The following is a 23,527-nucleotide window of genomic DNA, read 5'->3' on the forward strand; positions in this document are numbered from 1 at the left end:
CAATGCAGAACAAGCTAAAAATCATCAATGATCCTGTTCACGGTTTTATCAAAATTCCACACGAAATTTTATTCGACATCGTTGAACACCCTTATTTTCAGAGATTAAGAAGGATTTCGCAGACCGGGCTTTTAAACTTAATTTTTCCGGGTGCTACGCATACAAGATTTCACCATGCCCTGGGTGCAATGCATTTGATGTTTACAGCATTGGAGACTTTAAAACTGAAGGGGGTTGAAATTTCGAAAGAAGAGGAAAAAGGAGCGATGCTTGCCATTTTAATGCATGATATTGGTCATGGTCCGTTTTCCCATGCTCTGGAAAGTATGCTGATGGATGACTGGCATCATGAAAATCTTTCATTACTGCTTATGAACAGGCTGAATGATGAATTTGATGGTCAATTGTCAGTAGCCATCGAAATGTTTCAGGGGAAATACTATAGAAAATTTTTCAATCAGCTTATCTCCTCCCAATTGGATGTTGACCGGCTGGATTATCTCAAAAGAGATAGTTTTTTTACCGGGGTTTCAGAAGGGAATATTAATACCCAGAGAATTATTTCAATGATGAATGTCTGTGAAGAAGGAGAGCTGGTGATCGATGCCAAAGGAATTTATTCCATTGAAAACTTTTTAACGGCAAGAATGTTTATGTATTGGCAGGTGTACTATCATAAAACATCGGCTCTGGCTGAGTTTATTCTGGTTAAAATTCTTGAAAGAGCTAAATATTTGGTTTCTCAGGACGTTGATCTGCCGGCTACAGACAACCTGAAATACTTTTTATACAGGGCGAAAGGGGCAGCGACCAACGAAGATGTTCAAAGGTTTACGCAGCTTGATGATAATGATGTGATTCAGGCGATGAAAACATGGCAGAATTCTGATGATTTTGTTTTGGCATATTGGTGTAAATGTGTGATACAGAGAAACCTTCCTAAAACAATTATTTCGTCTCATCCTTTTGAAACACAATTTATTGAGGAAAAAATAACAAAAACCAATGAATTTTTTGGAATTGATAACGGAGGAGAACTGGTGCATGAAATTAAAAGAAAACTACTGCCGTATAATGCTGAAAAGCAGCCAATTTATTTATTGCAGAAAAATGGGGTGAAAATCAGGCTTGATGAGTCGGAAGACCAGCTTTTATCGGGGCTGATAAGAAATAAAACCACAAGATATATTCTCACTTTTCCAAGAGACCTGGCAAAATAAACTCTTAAAGAATCTTAAATTTCACAATCCCAAAACTAAAAAATGTTTGCGAATTATAGAATTTCTTATCTTTGCAAAATATGGAATTCACAGCTTCGCAAATTGCAAGTTTTATCGACGGAAAAATAATCGGTGACGAAAACGCACTTATTACTGGAGTCTCGCCAATTGAGAGTGGAGAATCAGGGCATCTTTCTTTTATAGCACAAGATCGGTTCTCTCATTTTCTGGACACTTCCAAATGTTCCGTTATTATCGTCTCGGAAAACCTTGTAGAAAAAGATAACTACAATCCTACTGTTATTGCCGTAAAAGATGCCTATCTTTCTTTTCAGGTTCTGATGAATCTGTATCAGGAAATGCAGGGCAGAAAAGAAGGAATCGAAGACGGTTCTTCTATTCATGATACTGCGGTAATAGGTGACAGAGCTTATATCGGAGCCTTTACCTATGTTTCGGAAAAAGCGAAAATAGGAGAAGGAACCCAGATTTATCCTCATGTTTATATCGGGAAAGGAGTAAAAATAGGAAAGAACTGTAAAATTGACAGCGGAGCAAGGATATATGATTATTGCATTATTGGTGATAATTGTGTCATTCATTCCAATACCGTAGTGGGTGGTGACGGATTTGGTTTCCAGCCCACGGCAGAAGGGTTTAGAAAAATTCCTCAGTTGGGAAATGTGATCATTGAAGATGATGTTGAAATAGGTTCTAACTGTAGTATTGACAGGGCTACCATTGGTTCTACCGTTATCGGAAAGGGAACTAAAATTGATAATCTGATCCAGATTGCCCATAACGTTAAGATCGGACAGAACAATGTAATTGCTGCGCAAGCCGGAATTGCAGGATCCACCACAATCGGCGACTGGAATCAGATTGGCGGGCAGGTAGGAGTTGTCGGTCATATAAAAATCGGTAATCAGGTGAAAATACAGGCTCAGAGTGGAGTAAATTCCAGTGTGGGCGATAGAGAAACATTGTATGGATCTCCGGCAATAAGTTATAACGATTACCTTAGAAACTATGTGCATTTCAGAAATTTCACTGAAATAGTAAAAAGAATAAATAATCTTGAGAATACCTCAAAAGATCATACTAATGAGTGATATGCAAAAAACACTTCAGGAAGAAGTAACGCTTTCTGGAATTGGCCTTCATACAGGTAGAGAAGTAAAACTTACCATAAAGCCTGCCAAAGAAAATACAGGTTTTGTATTTGTAAGAACAGATCTGGAGGGGCATCCTCAGGTCGAAGCAGATGTTAATTATGTTGTAGCAACCGAAAGAGGAACGACATTAGAAAAATTGGGTGTAAAAATCAATACTTGCGAGCACCTTCTGGCAGCATTGGTAGGATGTGACATTGATAATGCAATGCTGGAAATGGATGCTTCCGAACCTCCGATTTTAGACGGATCCTCAAAGTTCTTTGTGGAAGCAATTGAAAGTGTAGGAGTAGTAGAACAGAATATTGCCAGAGAATATCTGGTTGTAAAAGAAGTTCTTAGTTACGCTGATCCTGCAACAGGTTCAGAAATCACAATTATTCCTTCAGATAATTACGAAATTACAACCATGGTAGATTTTGGGACTAAGGTTTTAGGAACTCAAAACGCTACCCTTAAACATATTTCAGAGTTTAAAGAAGAAATTTCATCTGCAAGAACCTTCAGTTTTCTACATGAGCTGGAAATGCTTTTAGATCACGGTTTGATTAAGGGCGGTGATATTTCTAATGCTATTGTGTACGTAGATAAAGATCTTACTCCTGAAACAACAGAAAAACTAAAAAAAGCATTCGGAAAAGATAATGTTTCTATCAGGCCGAACGGTATTCTTGACAATCTCAACTTAAATTATCCTAACGAAGCTGCCCGACACAAATTATTAGATGTGATCGGTGATCTTGCTTTGGCAGGAGTAAAAATAAAGGGTAAAGTTATTGCCAACAAACCGGGACATTATGTGAATACACAATTTGCAAAAAAACTGAACCGTCAGTGGAAGTTGCAGAAGAAAAAAAATGTTCCTGATTTTGATTTAACTAAAGAACCTGTTTTTGATATCAACGGAATTATGAAGCTTATGCCTCACAGACCTCCGTTTTTATTAATAGATAAAGTTCTTGAGCTTTCAGACTCACATGTGGTAGGCCTTAAGAATGTTACGATGAATGAGCCTTTCTTTGTTGGTCATTTTCCTAAAGAACCGGTAATGCCGGGCGTATTACAGGTGGAAGCTTTGGCACAAACCGGAGGTATCCTTGTGTTGGCAAGTGTTCCGGATCCTGAAAATTATTCTACTTATTTCATTAAAATAGATAAAGTGAAATTCAAGAGGAAAGTAGTTCCGGGAGATACCATGATTTTCAAAATCGAATTGATAGAGCCTATCAGAAGAGGTATTGTTCATATGCAGGGATTCGGATATGTAGGAGATACTGTAGCAGTAGAAGCAGAATTAATGGCTCAAGTTGCAAAAAATAAAGTTGATTAAATGATTCATCAATTAGCAGCCGTAGATAAACGTGCAAAAATCAGCAAAAATGTTATTGTAGAACCATTTACTACAATTGCAGGGGATGTGGAAATCGGAGAAGGAACCTGGATTGGCCCCAATGTTACCATTATGGATGGAGCCAGAATCGGTAAAAACTGTAGAATTTTTCCGGGCACGGTAATTTCTGCAATTCCTCAGGATTTAAAATTCGATGGTGAAGATACACAGGTCATTATTGGTGATGATACCACGATCAGAGAATGCGTAACGGTAAACAGGGGTACAAAAGCTCTGGGCTTTACCAAAATTGGTAAAAACTGCCTGATCATGGCAACTTCCCATATTGCACACGATTGTGTTATCGGCGATCACGTGATCATTGTAAACGGTTGTGGTATAGCGGGGCACGTAGAAATTGGTGATTACACGGTGATGGGTGGCCTTAGTGCGGTGCACCAGTTTGGAAAAATTGGAAAACACGTAATGATCTCCGGTGGAACTTTGGTGAGAAAAGATATTCCGCCTTATGTAAAAGTGGCAAGGGAGCCGATGTCTTACGCAGGAATCAACTCTGTGGGTTTAAGAAGAAGAGGATTTACCAACGAAAAAATCTTTGAAATCCAGAAAATTTACAGAGCTATTTTCCAGATGAAAATGAATGTTTCCCAGGCTATTTCACATATTGAAAAAGAAATGCTTCCGACAGCTGAAAGAGATGAAATCCTTCAATTCATTCAGAATTCTCCAAGAGGTATTGTTAAAGGATACGGTACAGGAAAGGAAAGTAATTAACAAAAACACACAAACACAATTATGAAATATTTAATTTTATGGGCAATGATTCCTTCAGTGTCTTTCCTATACGCACAACAAACAGAAGGTTTAAAAGTTGAAAAAACAACCAGAACTTCAATTTTGGAAAGGAAAGTTGCAGATAAGCCTAATGACAGTATAGCAAAAAGTAATTTAAATAATATTCTGAAGCAACAGAATAAGAGCAGTTCGATTTTTGGAAGTGCTGATCAATATAACTCGGAGATTCAGGAGAATGTGAATAAATTACAGAATAACGTAAATTCATTTAATAACAACACATTTAACAGAATGCCAACTCAGGGAACAGGTATACAATTAAAAAAAAGAAAATAAGTAAAATATAAAAAATTAATGGCAACAAGTAACGATATCAGAAAGGGACTTTGCATTGAATACAGCAACGATATTTTTAAAGTAATTGAATTTCTTCATGTTAAACCTGGAAAAGGACCGGCTTTCGTAAGAACAAAATTGAAATCGGTAACTAACGGAAAAGTGATTGATAACACATTTTCCGCAGGTCACAAAATCGACGAAGTAAAGGTGATTACCAGAAAATTCCAATATCTTTATGATGATGAGAATGGTTTCCACTTTATGAACAATGATGATTTCTCTCAGCTTTACCTTAATAAAGAAATGATTGAAAACTCTCAGTTTATGAAAGCCGGTGAAGAAGTGACAATCATTTTAAAAGAAGCTGATGAAACCCCACTTTCTGCTGAGCTTCCCCAATCAGTTTATTTAGATGTTATAGAAGCTGATCCGGGCGTAAAAGGAAATACTGCTACCAATGCTCTTAAAAACGCAATCGTTGAAACAGGAGCAAGAGTAATGGTGCCTTTGTTTATAGAGCCTGGAGACAGAATCAAAGTAAGCACGGAAGACGGTTCTTACTTAGAAAGAGTAAAATAATAATACAATTTACATCAATTCGGTTTGCATTTGCAGTCCGAATTTTGTTTTATAAGAAAATCAATTTTTATGAGATTTCATTCTCCACAAAAACTTAAAACAATTGCTGATTTAATCGGATCAAAATTTATTGGCCCCGAAGATTTTGAAGTATTGGGAACTAATGAAATACATATGGTGAAACCAGGAGATATCGTATTTGTCAATCACCCGAAATACTATGATAAAGCTTTATACTCTGCTGCAACCATTATCCTGATCGATAAAGAGGTTGATTGCCCTGAAGGAAAAGCCCTTCTGGTTTCTGATGATCCTTTCAGGGATTTCAATAAGATCAATACCCATTTCACCAGGATATATAACTTCACTGAAGAGCTTCACGATGTTGAAATTGGGGAAGGGACGAAAATACACCATTCTGCAGTGATCGGAAATAATGTGACAATCGGGAAAAATACATTGATCTTCCCTAATGTTGTTATTGGTGACAGAACAGTGATAGGAGACCATGTAATCATTCAGTCCGGAACGGTTTTAGGAGGTGATGCTTTTTATTACAGGAAATTAAACGGGAATTTTGACCGGTTGATTTCCGTAGGAAATGTTGTCATTGAAAATAACGTAGAAATAGGAAACAACTGTACGATTGACCGGGGAGTTACAGATTCTACAGTGATCGGTGAAGGTTCAGTTTTAGATAATCAGATTCAGATCGGCCATGATACTGTAATTGGCAAAAAATGCCTGATTGCTTCGCAAGTAGGAATTGCAGGCTGTTGTGTGATAGGAGATGAGGTGACATTATGGGGACAGGTAGGTATCGCTTCCGGAAATAAAATTGCGAGCGGATCTGTGCTTCTGGGAAAAACGGGAGTCAACAGAGATCTGGAAAAAGGGACTTATATCGGGATGTTTGCTGAAGATTTTAAAACATATCTGAAAAAAGAAGTAAAACTGAGAAATCTCAAATAAACAATTCTTAAGATTTATCTGAAATCAAAAGAAAAATAAGTAAATTTGTGAGCATTAATAAAGAAATAAAAATAAATTAAAACAACAATAAAATGTCAATTTTAGTAAACAAAGATTCTAAAGTAATTGTACAAGGATTTACAGGGAACGAAGGGACTTTCCATGCAGGTCAGATGATTGAATACGGAACAAACGTAGTAGGTGGGGTTACTCCGGGAAAAGGAGGAAGCGAGCACCTTGGAAAGCCAGTATTCAATACTGTTGCTGATGCGGTTCAAAAAGCCGGAGCTAATGTAAGTATCATTTTCGTACCACCTGCATTTGCTGCAGATGCCATTATGGAAGCTGCTGAGTCAGGGATCAAAGTTATTGTATGTATTACTGAAGGTATTCCTGTAGCGGATATGGTGAAAGTAAAGTCTTATATTGCTGACAGAGACTGCAGATTAATCGGCCCGAACTGTCCTGGAATCATCACTTCTGAAGAAGCTAAAATTGGTATTATGCCAGGTTTCGTATTCAAAAAAGGTAAAGTAGGGATCGTTTCTAAATCAGGAACTCTTACTTACGAAGCTGCTGACCAGGTGGTAAGAGCAGGTTTCGGAATTTCTACAGCAATCGGTATCGGTGGAGATCCAATTATCGGAACAACAACAAGAGAAGCTTTGGAATTGTTTATTAATGATCCTGAAACTGAAGCTGTTGTAATGATTGGTGAAATCGGTGGTGGTCTTGAAGCTGAAGCAGCAAGATGGTATAAAGCAAGTGGTTCTACAAAACCTGTTGTAGGTTTCATCGCAGGACAAACAGCTCCTAAAGGAAGAACTATGGGACATGCTGGTGCTATCGTAGGTGGTGCTGAAGACACTGCTCAGGCTAAAATGGAAATTATGAGAGAAAATGGTATCAATGTAGTAGATTCCCCAGCTGACATCGGTATTACTGTAGCAAAAGTTCTAGCTTAATCATAAAACAAAATATATGAAAAAATTTTTATTAACCTCAGCTTTAGCTGTTTCCACACTATCATTTGCCCAGATCAATTTTAAAACAACAAGATTTGGGGTAACGGCAGGAGGAAACTATTCGAGAGTGAGGAATGCCCACAATCCTTCCGGGCCGAGATTCTCAGTGCAGGCAGGAGTTTTAGCACTTATTCCTGTAGGAAAAGCGAATCAGTTTTATATTCAGCCTGAAGTATTGTATTACGGAGCAGGGGAAACAGGAAAAGATAAGGATGCCAAAGGCAGAGATGGCTACGATGCAGTGTATGCAAATAACTATCTGAGTGTGCCTTTATATTTTAAAGCATTTTTTTCAGAAGCAGAATCTGAATTCTTTGGAATGGCAGGACCAAGATTTAACTTTTTACTAAATCAGAATGTTAAAGATGCGCCTACCACAAGACCTTATTATGACCCTGATGTCACAGATCCTAAAAACCCTCAGGTGAGCGGAAAAGCAAAAAGCTTCAATTTTGGAATAGGTTTGGGTATTGGGTACAGCTATAAAAGACAATTGGAGATTGCCCTGAAATATGATTTTGGATTATCGGATACTTACCCGGGTCTTGCGAAAGAACCGTCAGGTACGGATAAAAACAAATCAGAACAAGTGATCAGCTTAGGTCTGAGCTATATCTTTAAATAAAAATATTTCATTCACAATATAAAAAATTCCGGGAAATCAATCCCGGAATTTTTTTATTATTTAAAATTGGATTCTAACTTCTGATCCACTTCCAAAGCTCTTTTAAAGTTGCTTTATTCCCATACATTAAAATACCTACACGGTAGATTTTTCCGGACAGAAAGATCATAAAAATGGTAGTTCCGAGTAATAACCCGATAGATAATGCAATCTGCCATGCAGGAACGCCAAAAGGAATTCTTGCAATCATAGCAACGGGCGATGTAAAAGGAATGATCGATAACCAGAACCCTAAAGGCCCGTCAGGATTATTCATTAAAGAAAAGCTTGCGTACATTCCCAAAGTTAACGGTAATATCGCAAATAAAGTGAATTGCTGCGTTTCCGTTTCATTGTCTACAGCAGAACCGATAGCGGCATAAATAGAGCTGTAAAAGATATATCCAAGTAAGAAAAATACGATGAATACAAAAATGATTAACGGAAAATTAAGTTCGAGCAAACTATGAGAAACCTGGGTAGCGATCTGGGCAACATCCATTCTACCGGGCAATCCTTCACTTCCTCCCGGAATATTCTTTTGCAAAGACGAAAAGCCGGTATTTAAAACCAAAGCCCCTGCTACAGACATGGCAATCCATATGATAAACTGGGTTAAAGCAACCAGAGTTACTCCTAAAATTTTTCCCATCATCAGCTCAAAAGGTTTTACCGATGAAATGATAATTTCTACAACACGGTTGTTTTTTTCCTCAAGAACACTTCTCATTACTCTTACCCCGTAAATGATAATAAACATGAAGGTTACATACATCAGAACCATGCTCAACCCGGTTTTTACACCAAAAGTAAGATCGGAATCTTCTTTATTGTTTTCCGAAACATTAATGGTTTTGAGAGTAAAACTTTTATCAAGATTATCCAGTTGGGCTTCTACAATACCGAGCTGCTTGATCTTTTCCTTCTTAATCACATTATTGATGTCAGAAATGATTCTTTGCTTCGTATCAAAGCCTATTTTAGAATTAATAATTAAAGTCGTGTTTTTTTCAAAATTCTCATAATCATGATTGATGATCTCAGGTAAAACAAGAATTCCGTCTAAAGATTCATTCTCCTTTAAATTATTGATCTTTGCCTTTTCACTGGAAGCAGGAATAAAAACATAATTCAGCTGATCACTTGATTTTAATTGACCTTTAAACCATCCACTTTTATCAACTACTTCAATGATATTGTGAGATTCATTTGCTTTAAACATTAAACCGATAACAGCCCCAAAAGCAATGATCAGAATAGGAGCAAGTAAAGTCAATATGATGAAGGATTTTTTCTTCACCTGTGTAAGAAATTCCCTTTTTGTAATTAAAAAAATATTATTCATAAAATTAAGAATGATTGCTTACGGCATTAATAAACACCTCGTTCATACTCGGGATTTTTTCTTCAAAAGAACGTACTTTCCCGACATGTACCAAATCTAAAAGAATATTGTTTTGATCGCTCTCATTTTTTAAATCAAAAGAAATCAGGTTATTTTCATTTGCGAAGTTGAAGATACCGTATTTGCTTTTAAAAGTTTCAAAATTTTTCTGATTCACCTCTGAAACGGTAATCCCGAAAATATTTTTCTTGAATTTCTCCCTTACATCGAAAACCCGTCCGTCTATGATTTTTTTGGAATTATTGATTAAAGCAACATAATCACACATTTCTTCCACACTTTCCATTCTGTGGGTGGAAAGAACAATCGTAGTGCCATTATTTTTAAGATCAATGATCTGGTCTTTGATAAGGTTGGCGTTTACCGGGTCAAAACCGGAAAAAGGCTCATCGAGAATCAGGAGATTAGGCCTGTGAAGTACTGTTACCACAAACTGGATTTTTTGAGCCATTCCTTTGGAAAGCTCCGAAAGTTTTTTCTTCCACCACTGATCGATATTAAGTTTTTCAAACCATTTTTTGGCCTCATTCAAAGCATCGTTTTTACTCATACCTTTCAGTTCACCAAAATAAAGGATCTGGTCGCCGACACTCATGTTTTTGTACAAACCTCTTTCTTCGGGCATGTATCCGATATTTCTAATATGATTGGGATTAAGCTTTTCCCCATTGATGAATACATCTCCGGAATCAGCCTGGGTAATTTGATTGATGATACGGATGAATGAGGTTTTACCCGCTCCGTTCGGCCCCAGAAGGCCATAAATACTTCCCTTAGGGACGTGTATGCTAAAATCATCCAAGGCGGTCTTTTTTCCGGCATTGTAGGTTTTAGTAATATGTTCAGCTTTTAGCATTAATTTGTTTTTCTCTATTAGTATAAAAATACGCCGAAAGTTACGGAATAATTAAAACAGAATTAATCTAAAAGAAAAAATCCTGATGATTATCAGGATTTAATTTATTGTTTCACTATCTGGGTTACTTTTTGAGTATTGTCGCTTAACAGATAACGGATCAGATATTTACCGGGTTTTAATTTTTCAATATTAATTTCCCCTGAATTCATATTCACCGTGTAATTAGCAACCTGTGTTCCCAGGATAGAATAAAAAGTCACACTTTTGATTCTTAATGAAGAATCTTTTGCCTTTACAATAAGGAAATCCTTTGCAGGATTTGGATAGGCAACAAGCACACCATCATCAGATTTCTGTGAGATGGAACCAGGCTCTCTCAATTGAGCTTTAAAATTGTTGGAAAACCCAACAAAAGTGCCTAAAAATAAAATTAAAAGTAAAAGTTTTTTCATCAAATTATAATTTGTCTATGTATTTAATAACAAAAATAAATAATTCTATAATCACCTGCAATAGTTTTTTATAGAACTTGTAGTAAATTTGCAGAAACTTATTCAAAAAGTATTCCAAAATGATACATTCAAGAAATAGAAGACTTAGAGTTAATGAATCTATCAGAAGTCTGGTAAGAGAAAATATTCTTACGACTAATGATTTTGTAATGCCGATCTTCGTAATGGAGGGTGAAAACAAGCAGGAACCAATCCCGTCGATGCCGGGGATTTTTAGAAAGAGTATAGATTTAACGGTAAAAGAATGCAAGGAACTATTTTCCTTGGGAGTAAAATCTGTCAATCTGTACATGAAAGTGTCAGAACATCTGAAAGACAATACAGGAAAAGAAGCATGGAACAAAGATGGATTGATGCAGAATACCATCAAAGCGATTAAAGATGCCGTGCCTGAAATGATCATCATGCCGGATGTGGCTTTGGATCCATATTCAATTTATGGACATGATGGAATCATCGAAAACGGGAAAATCGTAAATGATGCTACGAATGATGCATTGGCAAGAATGTCTGTTTCCCATGCTGAAGCCGGAGCTGATATTGTAGCACCAAGTGATATGATGGATGGGAGAGTGCTTGCGATTCGTGAAGCACTGGAAGAAACAGGTTTTACAGATGTAGGAATCCTGAGCTATTCTGCAAAATATGCCAGTTCTTTTTACGGGCCCTTCAGAAGTGCTTTAGACAGTGCCCCGAAAGACAATATGGAAATTCCTAAGGATAAAAAAACGTACCAGATGGATTTTCATAATTCCCGTGAAGCATTAAATGAAGTATTTAAAGACATTGATGAAGGAGCAGATATTATTATGATCAAACCGGGACTTCCTTACCTGGATATTGTTTCCAAAATACGGGAGGCGATAGACCTGCCGATTGCGGTTTATAATGTAAGCGGAGAATATGCGATGGTAAAAGCGGCAGCTCAGAACGGATGGTTGGATAATGATAAGACCATTATTGAAAGCTTAACCTGCTTTAAAAGAGCCGGAGCTGATATGATCTTTACCTATTTTGCGAAAGAAGCAGCCATGATTTTAAATAAATAATTAAGCTGACATATAAATGAAAAACACCTCTAAAGCTGAGGTGTTTTTCATTTTTTTGATTATCCGAAGCATGCATAATAATGAGGGGAGCCCGGAACTATGGGATCTTCTCCACCTTTGTCATATACGCAGATATTGGAGGGGCACAAATACCATCCCGGCAGACAGTTTCCATTGGCATCCGGCGGACGAATATTTCCACCATTAATTTTCATCAAATCTTTTTTCGTTAATTTTTTCATGATAAATTTTAATTTGGTTAAAAAATCTAAATTAATAAAAATTTATCACATAATATTGAAATCTTTCCCCTTTGTAAACTTAGCAGCGAAAGGTGCTTGATTTCCAGAGTATTTCAAAATGAAATGCTTTTTTGTATCGGTATTAAGTTTGGCTTCAACCTCAACATCCTGGGTCTGAAAACTTACCTCTAATCCCACTCCTGAATCTTTTTCAAGATAGATTTCTACACTTTCAGCGTAAAACAAAGAAGTACTCAGATAATTGAACTTAATATTCTTTCGGTACGTTTTTGATTTATTCTGCGTGAAAGAAGAATAATTTCTTAAAATTTCAATACCGGGAGCATCAATATTGGTAATTCTGGATTTGGTAACGCCGTTTACCCTTACCGAAAAATCTTTGGCATTTTTGATATTTCCGTTGACTCCGATATTGAACAGTGAAGGAAGTGAAAGGCCGTACTCGATCATGCTTTCTTTTGTAAATTCAAAATCAGGAATTAAAGCCGGGTGCTTAGGAACATTGATCAATTGATTTTTAACGGTTTCCAAACTACCGTCAGAGAATAAAAATCCGATCAGGTTATTTCCTGTGGTCCGCCAGTTTCTTCCGTTCCATTCGAAAATTTCACACAGTAAGGTGTCAGCTGATGAATGGGGAAGAAGATCCATATCCTGCCATTTGAAAACTTCTTTGGCATAAGGCCTTCTGTCAACAATATTAATCCCAAGGTCCAAGGCGAGGAGGTCCGTTAATTCTTTATTATTTTCCATATTAATTTTTAATTGTTATTGGTGGTATAAAATTATGGAAATAAAATAAAATCCCGGGAAATTTATCAGAGATTTTACAGCCAGCCCTTCTTGCCATAAACATAAGTATCGTCAAACTGCTTATCACTCATAAACAAATAAAGAATCCCTTCAATAAAAGGTATGATAGTAGCCACTCCAAAGGTAACGAGATTCAGGATAAGCTGTATAATTCCTTCTTTCGTATAGCCAAGGTAAAATTTATTTAAGGCCAGCCATCCTACAAGAATTCCTAATAATGCTGCAGGGATTTTCTTTTCAGAACGATAAGGAACATTAGCCTGTTGATTGATGTCGTTTTCTGTTTTTGTGTAACCGTAATTTTCCATTTTTATAACTTTATAATGAGGTGAATAATATTCAATAAGTAGCATTGTTAGGTTAAAATGTTACATATTAATGGCTTAAATATTGAAGTTGGATTATTATTTCTACCTGATTATAGTAATCCGGTTTGAAAAATATAATGGGCAAAGTCGGAATACTTGTTTAAAGCAATCCTATTTTACATTTACCTTAAAATATCATAAAACTGAAGCATCTGTCTTTTAAGATAAAAATTGAATTCAAAAAAACTTTATCTTTGCTCTCATGATTTTACGAGGAGAAAACTTAATCAAAGAATACGGTCCTAAAAAAGTTGTAAAAGGCGTTTCTGTACAGGTTCAGCAAGGAGAAATTGTTGGTTTGCTTGGTCCGAACGGGGCCGGAAAAACCACTTCGTTTTATATGATTGTAGGGTTGGTTAAGCCGACTTCCGGAAAAATCTTTCTGGATAAACAGGAAATTACCACGGATGCGATGTACCGCAGGGCACAGAAAGGAATCGGATATCTGGCTCAGGAAGCTTCCGTTTTCAGAAAACTTTCTGTAGAAGATAATATCATGGGCGTTTTACAGCTTACCAACCTTTCAAAACGTGAACAGCATATTAAATGTGATGAATTGATCGAAGAGTTTTCACTTCAACACGTTCGTAAAAACAGAGGTGATTTACTTTCAGGAGGGGAAAGACGTAGAACGGAAATTGCAAGATGTCTTGCGACCAGTCCGAATTTTATACTTCTGGATGAGCCTTTCGCAGGGGTAGACCCGATTGCTGTTGAAGATATCCAGAAAATCGTAAGAAGCCTTGTCGATAAAAATATCGGGATTTTGATCACCGATCACAACGTTCAGCAGACTCTTGCGATTACCAATAAAACATATATTATGTTTGAAGGAAGAATCCTGAAAGAAGGACTTCCGGAAGATCTTGCGAACGATCCGCAGGTAAGGGAAGCCTATCTTGGTGAGAACTTCGTTTACCAGAGTATTTTAGACAAGCCGAAAAAGAAAAAATATGCCTATAATATCTGGGCCGGGAATTTTGATTCAAAATCTCAGCTTCAGAGTTTTGTGGATCATAATTTTGCACAGTTTGATGACCTGAGACTGATGTATGGTTTTGAAGATATCAGTTTTGCTTCTTTAGCCAATTCGGAAATCGAGCATATTTTTAATGAGGTGATCGATAAGAATGCGAATAATTCTTTCGTTTTCCAGAAAAAAGAAATTACATCACAATATCCCCTGGAACAAGGCGAGGAAGAATCTAAAAAAGCAAGCAGACCGGAGCTGCATTATCTTACGACATATTTGTTTGAAGGATAAGCCCGGTATTAATTTCGGGTAAATAATTTGCTGAAAAATATAATAAAACGTACCTTTCTTCCTGAAACGGTACGTTTTTTAGTTAAATCATTTCCATGGCAAAGCCTTTTAACCGAACCATCACTTTATTTGGAATTTATAAGCAGCTCGTTCCTTTCATTAAGCCTTACCGTTTAATGATCTACGGAACCCTGTTTCTTACCTTTTTAGGAGCTCTTGCCGCACAGGTAAACCCTATTGTATTAAAATATACGGTGGATGAAGTTACCAAACTTACCCGTCTCCCGCATCCGATGTCTGAAGGCATTCATATCCTGATCGTGATCTCCATTATTTTATTAGGAAAAGAATTGCTGAATATTTTCATCAATTTCGGGCAGAAATTTTATGGAGAGAAAATCAGGATCAATGTAAGCTCTGTGCTTGCCCAGTCGGCGATTGATAAAATATTGACCTACCGGGTTGCTTATTTCAACGATGAAAACCATGAATCAGGAAAGCTACAGATCAGAATCGATAGAGGAATTGAAAGCTTAACACGACTGGTCCAGAATTTTTTCATAGATATGCTGCCGTTGTTCTCTAATGCGATTATTGCCTTGATTATCATGTATATGCAGAATGTGTATGTAGGCTTGGTTTCCACGATTATTGTTCCCATTTATTTTTATATCAGTGCTTTACAGGCCAAAAAATTAGGTGGTGTCCGCCGCCAGTTGAGAAACCAGAGAGAAAGAAAAACTTCAGGATTACTGAATCTTATCAACTCTATCATGGTGATCAAAAGTTTTGTCCGTGAAAAGTTTGAAGGCAAAAAACAGTATGACCTGCAGATGGAATTGATGGAAAGTCAGATGTTCACCAGGAAAACCAACTTTATTTATGATGGTTTAAAAACTTTTATAGAACAATTCGGGGTGGTATTAATTATTCTTTTGACCGTTTATCTTGTGCTAGACCAGCAGATGACCATCGGTGCTATTATGCTTCATATTATGCTTTTCAATAATGTTTCGGCTCCGATCCGCCAGCTTCACCGTATTTATGATGATATGAATGATGCCATGATTTATGCAGAAGGCTATTTTGAAATTTTAAATGCAGATGATGAAAAAGAGCAAAACGGAATTTTTGTAGAAAAAGAAATTAAAGGGACCTTTGAATTAAAAAATGTAGATTTTACTTATCCCAACGGGACACAGGCTTTACATGATGTTTCGATGAAAATTGAAAATGGCAAGACGACTGCTCTGGTAGGGTTAAGCGGTGCCGGAAAATCGACGGTCATTAATCTTCTCTGCAAATTTTATCTTCCTGATTCGGGTGAAATTATACTGGATGGTATCAACCTGAATAATTTTGAAAACACTTTCCTTAGAAATGATATTGGTCTGGTGCTTCAGAAAAATCATATTTTCCAGGGAAGCATTGAAGACAATATCCGTTATGGAGATATGAATGCATCTTTCGAAGAAATTCAGGAAGCTGCGAAAAAAGCCTATCTCCATGATCAGATTTTAGATTTGCCCGAAAAATACCAGCATGACGCAACACAGCTTTCGGGAGGTCAGCAACAAAGAATTGCCATAGCGAGGTTATTTTTAAAAAATCCGCCGATTATTTTCCTTGATGAGCCGACTGCAAGTCTGGATGCAATTGCTACAGAGCAGATCAAAAATTCTCTGGATGCGATAAAAGAGGGACGAACCGTCATTATTATTTCCCATTCATTATCCCAGATTTTGGATTCAGATAAAATCTATGTGATGAAAAAAGGAAAAGTGGTTGAAAGCGGAACCCATGATGAACTGGTACAGATAAACGGAACATACCGTGAAATCTTTGATGCATCGGCACGAAGCCTTAATCTTGACAAGCTGGTGAGTACATTCAGAGAAAATTAATTTTTAAATATTACAAATAAGCTCAACAGTATTGCTGTTGAGCTTATTTTTTTTAATCTTTTGCTGAAAGTTAATTTTTCTCGGGAACCTGATAAGTTCCAACCTCAGCTCCAAAAGCAATATTCACCCTGTTGTAGCTGTTGATGGCAATAACAGCCATGGTAAGATCTACCATTTCGGTTTCAGAAAAATGTTGGCTTACTTCCGAATAAATTTCATCAGAAACTTCTTTTCCGTCTAAAGTGGTAAGGCTTTCTGCCCATAATAATCCGGCTTTTTCTCTTTCAGAATAAAATGTACATTCTCTCCATGTACTTACCAGATAGATTCTCTGTTCGGTTTCTCCCTTTGATCTTAATTGTTTTGAATGCATATCCAGGCAGAAAGCACAGCCGTTGATCTGTGAAACCCGGAAATAAAGAAGCTCTAAAAACGAGTTGTCGATTGATGAATGTTCTACATGATGTCCCATGGTGTGAAGTGCGTTTACAGCTTTGTTTCCCATTGCGAATGCGTTGATTCTTTGTGACATAATAATTTGTTTTGATTAATGATGTGACAAATGTATGAGACAATTTTCTGTAATTTTTTTACAAATGATAAAAAACTATTTTTGTGCGCGGATTCTGCTTAAAGATACCTGGGTAATTCCTATATAATCGGCCAGGTCACCAAGGCTGATGCGCTGGATAAGCTGTGGCCTCTGTTTCAAAAAATTGTTATAACGCTTTTTACCATCGTCTTCAAGCATTTCACTTATCCTTCCCATCATATTGACAGGAGCTTTTGAATATAATTTGCTGAAAAGTGTTTCTGCAGAATGATGTTTTTTGCATAAATCTTCAACCACATCTTTATGGATGCGTAAAACCTCAACGGGCTCCAATGCAACGATCATATACTTTGAAGGATTTCCGGTTAAAAATCCGCTCAGTTCCGTGAAAAAAGAATTTTCCGCAAAAAAGGTCATAATGAAATCTTTATCTCCGTTGTCAAAGAAAAGTTTAACCAGACCTTTTTCAAGGAAATAAAAATATTTACAGGTTTCATCAGATTTTAATAAAAAATCGCCTTTTCTGTAATTTTTTAATTCTAAATTTGAAACCAATTCATCAATTACAATCTGTTCGGACGTTGAAATTTTCTCAATGGTCTGGACGAAATGAGTATAATACATAATCAATATTACGTGGGATTCTTAAGTATTTAAAGATAATGAAAATTGTGATTTTTACTATATTTAAGTTTTCTTACAAAAGCGTGTAGATTTATCAGCCTAAAATGAATGATCATTACCTTAAAAAGCTCGACAGGGTAACCGCTATCCTTACACAATTGCAGTCTAAACCTTTGGTAAGGGCACAGGATCTTGCTGAAAAATTCGAGGTAAGCATCCGTACCATTTATCGGGACGTAAAAACTCTTGAGAACGCCGGAATTCCTATTGTAGGTGAAGCGGGGAGTGGTTATTCCCTGATGGATGGCTATAAACTTCCACCTGTAATGTTTACTAAAGAAGAAGTTTTAAGCTTTATTACCGCTGAAAAACTGATGCAGAAATTTTCACATCAAAGTCTTGGAAGCCATTACCAGACGGCGATGGAAAAAGTACGTTCGGTGCTGAAGTATTCTGATAAGGATTTGATCCAGAATATTGAAAAGCAGATTGACGTTTTCAATTATCATGCAGTGTCCACGAATTCCATTAAGAATGTCATTCCGGTGATTCTTGAAAGTATTGCCGAGAAAACCCAGTTAACCATAGAATATAAAACGGTTCATTCAGAAGTTTCCAACAGGACTATAGAAGCGGTCGGAATTTTTTTTGAATTTAATTACTGGTACATTATGGCTTTTTGTACGCTGAGAAAAGATTTCCGGCAGTTTAGAGTTGACAGGATCCTTCAGATAAGTAAAACTCAGACCCCTTTTTCACAGGAATATGGACCAATCAATGATTACAGAAGAAATTCAAACGGTGAGAAAACGAAAGTCAGGCTTTTGGTCGAAAAAAAAGTAATGGGACATATCGTTAACTCTAAAAAATATTATGGATTTATCGGAGAAACGGAAACAGCCAGAGGTGTCGAAATGACCTTTGAAACAGAGTGGATAGAAGAAGGTTTTCCTCGCTGGCTGATTACTTTTGCTGATTATGCAGAAATTTTAGAACCTGACTCTTTGAAAATAAAACTTAAAAATCTGATTACTAATCTTTCAAAGAATTTATAGTAAAAAAGCCATCTCACAATTGTGAAACGGCTTCTTTGAGATTTGATATAATTTAAATAAAAGATGGTTTTATTTAAGATAAAAGACAAAAAAGGAAACAGCAAAATTATTTGTCTAAATTTAATTGGTGGATATTTTGGATAATCCTTTTTGTAATTTCGGAGTTTCACCTTTTTGTCTGAATTGAATCAACATTTTTAACCTCAGTAAAGGCATTAAAGGGGCTAAAATCTCTCCCAAAAAAAAGGGGGTTCAATGCCTAAAGCTCTCAGATAAACGTACCCCTGGCCTCTGTGGTGAATTTCATTATCCACGAAATAAAGAATATTTTGGTATACCGGAAATTCGTACTGCCCGAATAAATTGAAAGTCTCCTGAAAACGTTCTTCAGAAATCTGGCTGAAATAATGATTGATAACTTCCGTTTCTTCATCCCATTTTTTCAGGATATCTTCTTTGGTTTTTGGCATAAAGCCTTCTTCATTATAAGCTTCTTCATTCTTGTTTACGATTCCTTTTAAAGCAGATCCGCCAATGCTGATGAGTTCTACTGCCAGTTTTGCAAACGGTCTCATTCCTGCTACTGAAAACTCAAATAATTCTTTTTCAGGAAATGCATCAATTACCCTTCTTGTCAGGTTTCTGTGGCCTTGCCAGTGCTCTAATAATTGTTCTGATGTGATGAACTGTTTTGTGGCTGTTGCTGTAGTTGTCATACTATTTTTGTTTAGTTTGTTATCGTTGATACAAAGATAAGATGGGGTTGTGACAACAGTTTGTCAGTAGGATTTTAATGAATTGAAAAAAAATAAAAAATCTTTTGTTAATAAATAATTAAGATAAATGTTATATTATTTTAAGAATATAATAGGTTTTTATTCGTTTAAATTAATAAATGGAAGGTTGAAATACGATAAATGTTAGGCTTGGCTGGAAAGAAAGGTAATATTGAGAAATATTAAATAGGAAACCTGTAAAATTAATACTCAATTTAAATAGGGTTCGATAATTTTGAAGAATAAATCTTATGGCAGAAATTATTAATTCAGATGAGGTTTTCAGAGAAAAGCTTGAAAATCTTTCAGACTTTGAGTTCAATACTAAAGTTGCAGGTGTCTTTGATGATATGGTGAGCCGTTCTGTTCCTTTCTATGATGAAATTCAGAGAATGACCAGTGAACTGGCCGGAAATTATGCCCAATCCGGCACCAATGTATATGATTTAGGGTGTTCTACAGGTACTACAATGCTTTTAATGGATAAAACCGTTCGGGAAGGAATAAAGTTTGTGGGAATCGACGATTCAGAAGAAATGATTATCAAATGCAGGGAAAAACTTGAGAATTTTATCCTGAACCGGGATATTGAGCTTCTCGTTGCTGATCTTACCAAAAAAGTTCCTGTAGAAAATGCTTCCGTTGTTGTGATGGTGCTGGTATTACAATTTATCAGGCCAATTAACCGGCTGGAGATTATGAAAAAGATTTATAATGGAATGGTAAAAAACGGAGTGTTTATCCTGATCGAAAAAATTTTAACTGAAGAAAAATCGTTCAACAGGGAGTATATTGGTCACTATTACGATTTTAAACGTAGAAATAATTACAGTGAACTGGAAATTTCGCAGAAAAGAGAAGCATTGGAAAATGTTCTGATTCCTTACAAAACCAGCGAGAATATTAATATGTTGCAGGAGGCGGGGTTCAGTGAAGTTGAGGTGTTTTTCAGATGGTATAATTTCACAGGTATTATTGCAAAAAAATTATGATACAGATTGGTAACTTTTTTTTCAGGTACAGAAATTTTTTATTTATTGTCCTGTATTTGTTATTATTTATTCCGTCACCACCATTATTTGGAGGGAAATCCGGTTCAGGTTATTATTGGATTGCCATTATTCTTGGGCTGATGATTACCGTTTCAGGGCAGCTGATCAGAGGCGGAACAATCGGCCTGGCCTATATTGTCAGGGGTGGGAAAGATAAAAAAGTGTATGCCGACGGATTGGTTACAGAAGGTATTTTCAGCCATGTAAGAAATCCTTTATATGTAGGAAATATTTTAATGCTTTTAGGAGTTGGGATTCTGGCCAATTCATTACTGTATACATTTATAGTGATGCCCTTATTTTTATTGATTTACCAATGTATTGTTCTTGCTGAAGAAAACTTTTTAAAAAATAAGTTCGGATCAGATTTTGACAACTATACAAAGAGAGTCCACCGGTGGATTCCCAATATCTCAGGCCTAAATGAAACCTTCTCTGCAATGGAATTTAAATGGAAAAGATGGCTGATCAAGGAATATAATACGCAGTTTATCTGGCTTTGTGGTATTGTGCTGATTCTTTTATTTAAATATCCGCAACTTACCAATAATGATGATAATTTCAGGAATGTACTGGCTGTCTTTTTTGTGCTGATATTTGCCGGATACTATTTCTTAATACGATATATGAAGAAATCCGGAAGGTGGATTGCCTGACCTGTCACTATAAAAAACTCTTAAAAAGCTTTGTCTGCTTGGCTTAAAGAAGTATTTTAGTAGTATGAAAATTTATACTAAAACAGGAGATAAGGGACAAACTGCTTTGTATGGAGGAACCAGAGTTTCCAAAGCCAGTGCAAGGGTAGACAGCTATGGAAATATAGACGAGCTTAATTCATTCATAGGAATTGCAAAAAGCCATATCGAAGATGCTGAAGTTTTAGCCCAGCTCAAAAAAATTCAGTTTGATTTATTTACAGTAGGCTCGGAAGCTGCAACTCCGGTTGATAAATTAATGTTGGCCAATGGGAAATCGCGTCTGCCATTAATTATTTCTGAAAAAGAGATTGAAGAACTGGAACAATGGATGGATGCTTTTGAAGATAAATTAGAGCCGCTTCAATATTTCATTCTTCCCGGTGGTGGAAAATCAGCAACATTTTTACATGCTGCAAGAACCATCTGCAGAAGAGCTGAACGTTCCTTGGTTTTCTTAAATGAATCAGAGGAAATACGCCCTGAACTCATTAAATACCTCAACAGACTTTCAGATTATCTTTTTGTTCTGGCAAGATATATTTCAAAATTAAATAACGAGCCGGAAGAATACTGGAATCCGAATGAAAGATAAAGCATTACTTTTTATTAACGGTGATGCTCCCGATTCCCTTCCCAATCTGGAAAGCTATGATTTGATTGCCTGTACAGACGGAGCTTTTCATTACCTGAAAAGAATGGGTTTTCCTTTAGATAAACTCGATTTTATTTCCGGAGACTTCGATTCGCATTCCGGATCGGATGAAGATGTTTATCATGAAAAATTTATTCTTACACTGGATCAGGATAAAACAGATTTTCATAAAGCATTGGAAATTATTATCGGAAAAGGCTTTCATACTGTCGATGTTTTGGGAGCAAGCGGAGGGGAACAAGATCATTTTTTAGGAAATCTTACCGTTGCTTATTCATTTAAAAATCAGATGGATATCAAATTTTATGATGCATTTTCAGAATATTATTTTGTCCCGAAAAACTTTATTTTAAAAGGGGCAAAAAATAAAATGATCTCATTATATCCGTTTCCAACAGTAAAAAATCTAACGACAAAAGGACTCAATTGGCCTTTGACAAACGGAAGTTTAAGCATTATTTCAAAAATAGGAACAAGAAACTTTGCGGTAGATGATGAAGTCTCCATTGAATATGGATCCGGAGATCTTCTTTTTTTCGTAGGAAGAAATGAGATAGAGTATCCGAACCTTAAATAAATATGAATAATAAAGGCTTTAAAATTAACCACCCCGTCAAATCTGCGATTTGCCACCCCTCCGGAGGAGGGGAATTATAATCTTTAAAAAACTTTTATAGTTGGGAAAACTATTTAAAATATCATTCTTATTAATTTCATTACTCTGTATTTTTTCCTGCAAAGTGCAATCATTTTCTCCCCCTGTATATGGGAAAAATGAAACTGAAAAACAGATTGAAATTAAAAAAGTAAACAATTTCCGGACATTAGGAAATATCAGAAATTCTGAAGGGAAAACTTTAAAAGAAGGAATGTTTTACAGAAGCGGGCATCTTCATCAGCTTAAAAAAGGATCTTTTAAAAAACTGGAAGATCTGGGAGTTAAAGAAATTATTGACCTGAGAAATTCAAAAGAAATTTCCCAAAAACCTGATCGCTTTCCGGAACAGATGATTTATAAAAATTATTCTGCTTTTAATGATGAAGGCGACCAGCTTGATCAGGCAAAAAAGCTGGTGTTGAAAGGAAAAGTGCAGGCTTCTGATGCTGACCAAAGGATGCTGGATTTTTACAGGGATTATGTAACGGAAAATCCTGTGGTTATTAAGAAAATTATCACAGATATCCTGGAATCGGATCAGCCGGTCCTTTATCACTGTACAGCCGGAAAAGACAGGACAGGAATTATCACAGCTTTAATTCTGACTATTTTGAAATTTGATAAATCCACGATTTATAATGAATATTTTTTGTCTAATAATTTCAGAAAGGATCTGGTTCAGAAAAGACTTCGTCTGGCGGGCACGCTCCACTTCTTATATCCTGAAATGGATCTTAAGGTTTTGGAAAAATTAAGCTGGGTAGAAAGCCGTTATCTGGATGCAGCTTTTAATGAAATTAATAAAAAATACGGTTCAACAGAGGGCTACATTCAACAGGTTTTGGGAATTTCTGAAAATAAAAGAGAACAATATATTCAGAAGTTTACCTATTGATCATTTTGTT

Annotated in this window: 26 protein-coding genes and 1 pseudogene; 18 read left to right on the top strand and 9 right to left on the bottom strand. The window is 36.2% G+C overall.

Annotated features, from left to right (window positions below; translation table 11 throughout):
• The first annotated feature begins 2 nt into the window (after positions 1-2).
• The 9 genes from PMI13_RS03965 (at position 3) to PMI13_RS04005 (ending at position 8,078) form a co-directional block, all read left to right on the top strand.
• The gene (locus PMI13_RS03965; RefSeq protein ID WP_007840957.1) at positions 3-1,220 is read left to right on the top strand and encodes an HD domain-containing protein; all 1,218 of its coding nucleotides are present in this window, start codon (positions 3-5) and stop codon (positions 1,218-1,220) included.
• Positions 1,221-1,300: 80 nt separating this feature from the next.
• Complete coding sequence (lpxD, locus tag PMI13_RS03970) at positions 1,301-2,332, top strand: UDP-3-O-(3-hydroxymyristoyl)glucosamine N-acyltransferase (RefSeq protein WP_007840959.1); 1,032 nt, start codon at positions 1,301-1,303, stop codon at positions 2,330-2,332.
• Positions 2,325-3,722, top strand: a complete 1,398-nt coding sequence (locus PMI13_RS03975) for a bifunctional UDP-3-O-[3-hydroxymyristoyl] N-acetylglucosamine deacetylase/3-hydroxyacyl-ACP dehydratase (RefSeq protein ID WP_034669385.1) — start codon at positions 2,325-2,327, stop codon at positions 3,720-3,722. Before lpxD ends, PMI13_RS03975 begins: the two co-directional genes overlap by 8 nt.
• On the top strand, positions 3,723-4,517 hold the full coding sequence (gene lpxA / locus PMI13_RS03980) for an acyl-ACP--UDP-N-acetylglucosamine O-acyltransferase (protein WP_007840961.1): 795 nt from the start codon (positions 3,723-3,725) through the stop codon (positions 4,515-4,517).
• Between the two features lie 21 nt (positions 4,518-4,538).
• Complete coding sequence (locus PMI13_RS03985) at positions 4,539-4,874, top strand: hypothetical protein (protein ID WP_238536275.1); 336 nt, start codon at positions 4,539-4,541, stop codon at positions 4,872-4,874.
• An 18-nt stretch (positions 4,875-4,892) separates the two neighbouring features.
• Positions 4,893-5,456: an elongation factor P gene (gene efp, locus PMI13_RS03990; RefSeq protein ID WP_007840964.1), complete on the top strand. Its 564-nt coding sequence runs from the start codon at positions 4,893-4,895 to the stop codon at positions 5,454-5,456.
• Between the two features lie 69 nt (positions 5,457-5,525).
• Positions 5,526-6,428, top strand: a complete 903-nt coding sequence (locus PMI13_RS03995; protein ID WP_007840965.1) for a UDP-3-O-(3-hydroxymyristoyl)glucosamine N-acyltransferase — start codon at positions 5,526-5,528, stop codon at positions 6,426-6,428.
• Between the two features lie 92 nt (positions 6,429-6,520).
• Complete coding sequence (sucD, locus tag PMI13_RS04000; protein WP_007840966.1) at positions 6,521-7,393, top strand: succinate--CoA ligase subunit alpha; 873 nt, start codon at positions 6,521-6,523, stop codon at positions 7,391-7,393.
• Positions 7,394-7,409: 16 nt separating this feature from the next.
• Complete coding sequence (locus tag PMI13_RS04005; RefSeq protein WP_007840967.1) at positions 7,410-8,078, top strand: porin family protein; 669 nt, start codon at positions 7,410-7,412, stop codon at positions 8,076-8,078.
• 73 nt (positions 8,079-8,151) lie between these two features.
• Here PMI13_RS04005 and PMI13_RS04010 read toward each other — a convergent pair whose 3' ends face one another.
• The 3 genes from PMI13_RS04010 to PMI13_RS04020 all read right to left on the bottom strand — a co-directional run bounded on the left by PMI13_RS04010 (position 8,152) and on the right by PMI13_RS04020 (position 10,833).
• Positions 8,152-9,462: an ABC transporter permease gene (locus PMI13_RS04010; protein WP_007840968.1), complete on the bottom strand. Its 1,311-nt coding sequence runs from the start codon at positions 9,460-9,462 to the stop codon at positions 8,152-8,154.
• A 4-nt stretch (positions 9,463-9,466) separates the two neighbouring features.
• Positions 9,467-10,378, bottom strand: coding sequence for an ABC transporter ATP-binding protein (locus tag PMI13_RS04015; RefSeq protein WP_007840970.1), 912 nt, complete (start codon positions 10,376-10,378; stop codon positions 9,467-9,469).
• A 104-nt stretch (positions 10,379-10,482) separates the two neighbouring features.
• Positions 10,483-10,833 (bottom strand): T9SS type A sorting domain-containing protein, encoded by a 351-nt coding sequence (locus PMI13_RS04020; RefSeq protein WP_007840972.1) that lies wholly within the window; start codon positions 10,831-10,833, stop codon positions 10,483-10,485.
• A 119-nt stretch (positions 10,834-10,952) separates the two neighbouring features.
• Here PMI13_RS04020 and hemB point away from each other — a divergent pair, with 119 nt between their 5' ends.
• Positions 10,953-11,942: a porphobilinogen synthase gene (hemB, locus tag PMI13_RS04025; RefSeq protein ID WP_007840973.1), complete on the top strand. Its 990-nt coding sequence runs from the start codon at positions 10,953-10,955 to the stop codon at positions 11,940-11,942.
• Between the two features lie 59 nt (positions 11,943-12,001).
• On the opposite strand, the gene PMI13_RS04030 is transcribed toward hemB, so the two are convergent.
• The 3 genes from PMI13_RS04030 to PMI13_RS04040 form a co-directional block, all read right to left on the bottom strand.
• A complete protein-coding gene (locus PMI13_RS04030; protein WP_007840974.1) occupies positions 12,002-12,184 on the bottom strand; it encodes a bacteriocin in 183 nt (60 codons plus the stop codon).
• Positions 12,185-12,229: 45 nt separating this feature from the next.
• A complete protein-coding gene (locus PMI13_RS04035; RefSeq protein WP_007840975.1) occupies positions 12,230-12,958 on the bottom strand; it encodes a hypothetical protein in 729 nt (242 codons plus the stop codon).
• A gap of 74 nt (positions 12,959-13,032) precedes the next feature.
• Positions 13,033-13,326, bottom strand: a complete 294-nt coding sequence (locus PMI13_RS04040) for a TM2 domain-containing protein (RefSeq protein WP_034669410.1) — start codon at positions 13,324-13,326, stop codon at positions 13,033-13,035.
• Positions 13,327-13,588: 262 nt separating this feature from the next.
• Between PMI13_RS04040 and lptB the strand changes: the two are divergent.
• A pseudogene (lptB, locus tag PMI13_RS04045) lies at positions 13,589-14,314 on the top strand (LPS export ABC transporter ATP-binding protein); the annotation flags it as partial.
• Between the two features lie 512 nt (positions 14,315-14,826).
• Positions 14,827-16,554 carry an ABC transporter ATP-binding protein gene (locus tag PMI13_RS04050; RefSeq protein ID WP_081491284.1) on the top strand — a complete coding sequence of 576 codons (1,728 nt, stop codon included), beginning with the start codon at positions 14,827-14,829 and terminating at the stop codon, positions 16,552-16,554.
• 70 nt (positions 16,555-16,624) lie between these two features.
• Here PMI13_RS04050 and PMI13_RS04055 read toward each other — a convergent pair whose 3' ends face one another.
• Positions 16,625-17,086, bottom strand: coding sequence for a carboxymuconolactone decarboxylase family protein (locus PMI13_RS04055; RefSeq protein ID WP_007840979.1), 462 nt, complete (start codon positions 17,084-17,086; stop codon positions 16,625-16,627).
• A 75-nt stretch (positions 17,087-17,161) separates the two neighbouring features.
• Complete coding sequence (locus tag PMI13_RS20550) at positions 17,162-17,731, bottom strand: Crp/Fnr family transcriptional regulator (RefSeq protein ID WP_007840980.1); 570 nt, start codon at positions 17,729-17,731, stop codon at positions 17,162-17,164.
• Positions 17,732-17,835: 104 nt separating this feature from the next.
• On the opposite strand from PMI13_RS20550, the gene PMI13_RS04065 reads away from it, so the two are divergent.
• Positions 17,836-18,786, top strand: coding sequence for a helix-turn-helix transcriptional regulator (locus PMI13_RS04065; protein ID WP_007840981.1), 951 nt, complete (start codon positions 17,836-17,838; stop codon positions 18,784-18,786).
• A gap of 224 nt (positions 18,787-19,010) precedes the next feature.
• On the opposite strand, the gene PMI13_RS04070 is transcribed toward PMI13_RS04065, so the two are convergent.
• Positions 19,011-19,502, bottom strand: a complete 492-nt coding sequence (locus PMI13_RS04070; protein WP_007840982.1) for a DinB family protein — start codon at positions 19,500-19,502, stop codon at positions 19,011-19,013.
• Positions 19,503-19,813: 311 nt separating this feature from the next.
• On the opposite strand from PMI13_RS04070, the gene cmoA reads away from it, so the two are divergent.
• The 5 genes from cmoA (at position 19,814) to PMI13_RS04095 (ending at position 23,517) form a co-directional block, all read left to right on the top strand.
• The gene (gene cmoA / locus PMI13_RS04075) at positions 19,814-20,554 is read left to right on the top strand and encodes a carboxy-S-adenosyl-L-methionine synthase CmoA (protein ID WP_007840983.1); all 741 of its coding nucleotides are present in this window, start codon (positions 19,814-19,816) and stop codon (positions 20,552-20,554) included.
• Positions 20,551-21,270, top strand: a complete 720-nt coding sequence (locus PMI13_RS04080; RefSeq protein WP_007840984.1) for a methyltransferase family protein — start codon at positions 20,551-20,553, stop codon at positions 21,268-21,270. The genes cmoA and PMI13_RS04080 overlap by 4 nt, the downstream gene beginning before the upstream one ends.
• A 64-nt stretch (positions 21,271-21,334) precedes the next feature.
• Positions 21,335-21,904 carry a cob(I)yrinic acid a,c-diamide adenosyltransferase gene (locus PMI13_RS04085; RefSeq protein WP_007840985.1) on the top strand — a complete coding sequence of 190 codons (570 nt, stop codon included), beginning with the start codon at positions 21,335-21,337 and terminating at the stop codon, positions 21,902-21,904.
• Entirely contained in the window at positions 21,894-22,541 is a 648-nt protein-coding gene (locus PMI13_RS04090; RefSeq protein WP_007840986.1) for a thiamine diphosphokinase, read from the top strand. The genes PMI13_RS04085 and PMI13_RS04090 overlap by 11 nt, the downstream gene beginning before the upstream one ends.
• 100 nt (positions 22,542-22,641) lie before the next feature.
• Complete coding sequence (locus PMI13_RS04095) at positions 22,642-23,517, top strand: tyrosine-protein phosphatase (RefSeq protein ID WP_007840987.1); 876 nt, start codon at positions 22,642-22,644, stop codon at positions 23,515-23,517.
• The last annotated feature ends 10 nt before the right edge of the window (positions 23,518-23,527 follow it).

It is taken from the genome of Chryseobacterium populi (genome assembly GCF_000282115.1).
Classification (GTDB): Bacteria; Bacteroidota; Bacteroidia; order Flavobacteriales; family Weeksellaceae; genus Chryseobacterium; species Chryseobacterium populi.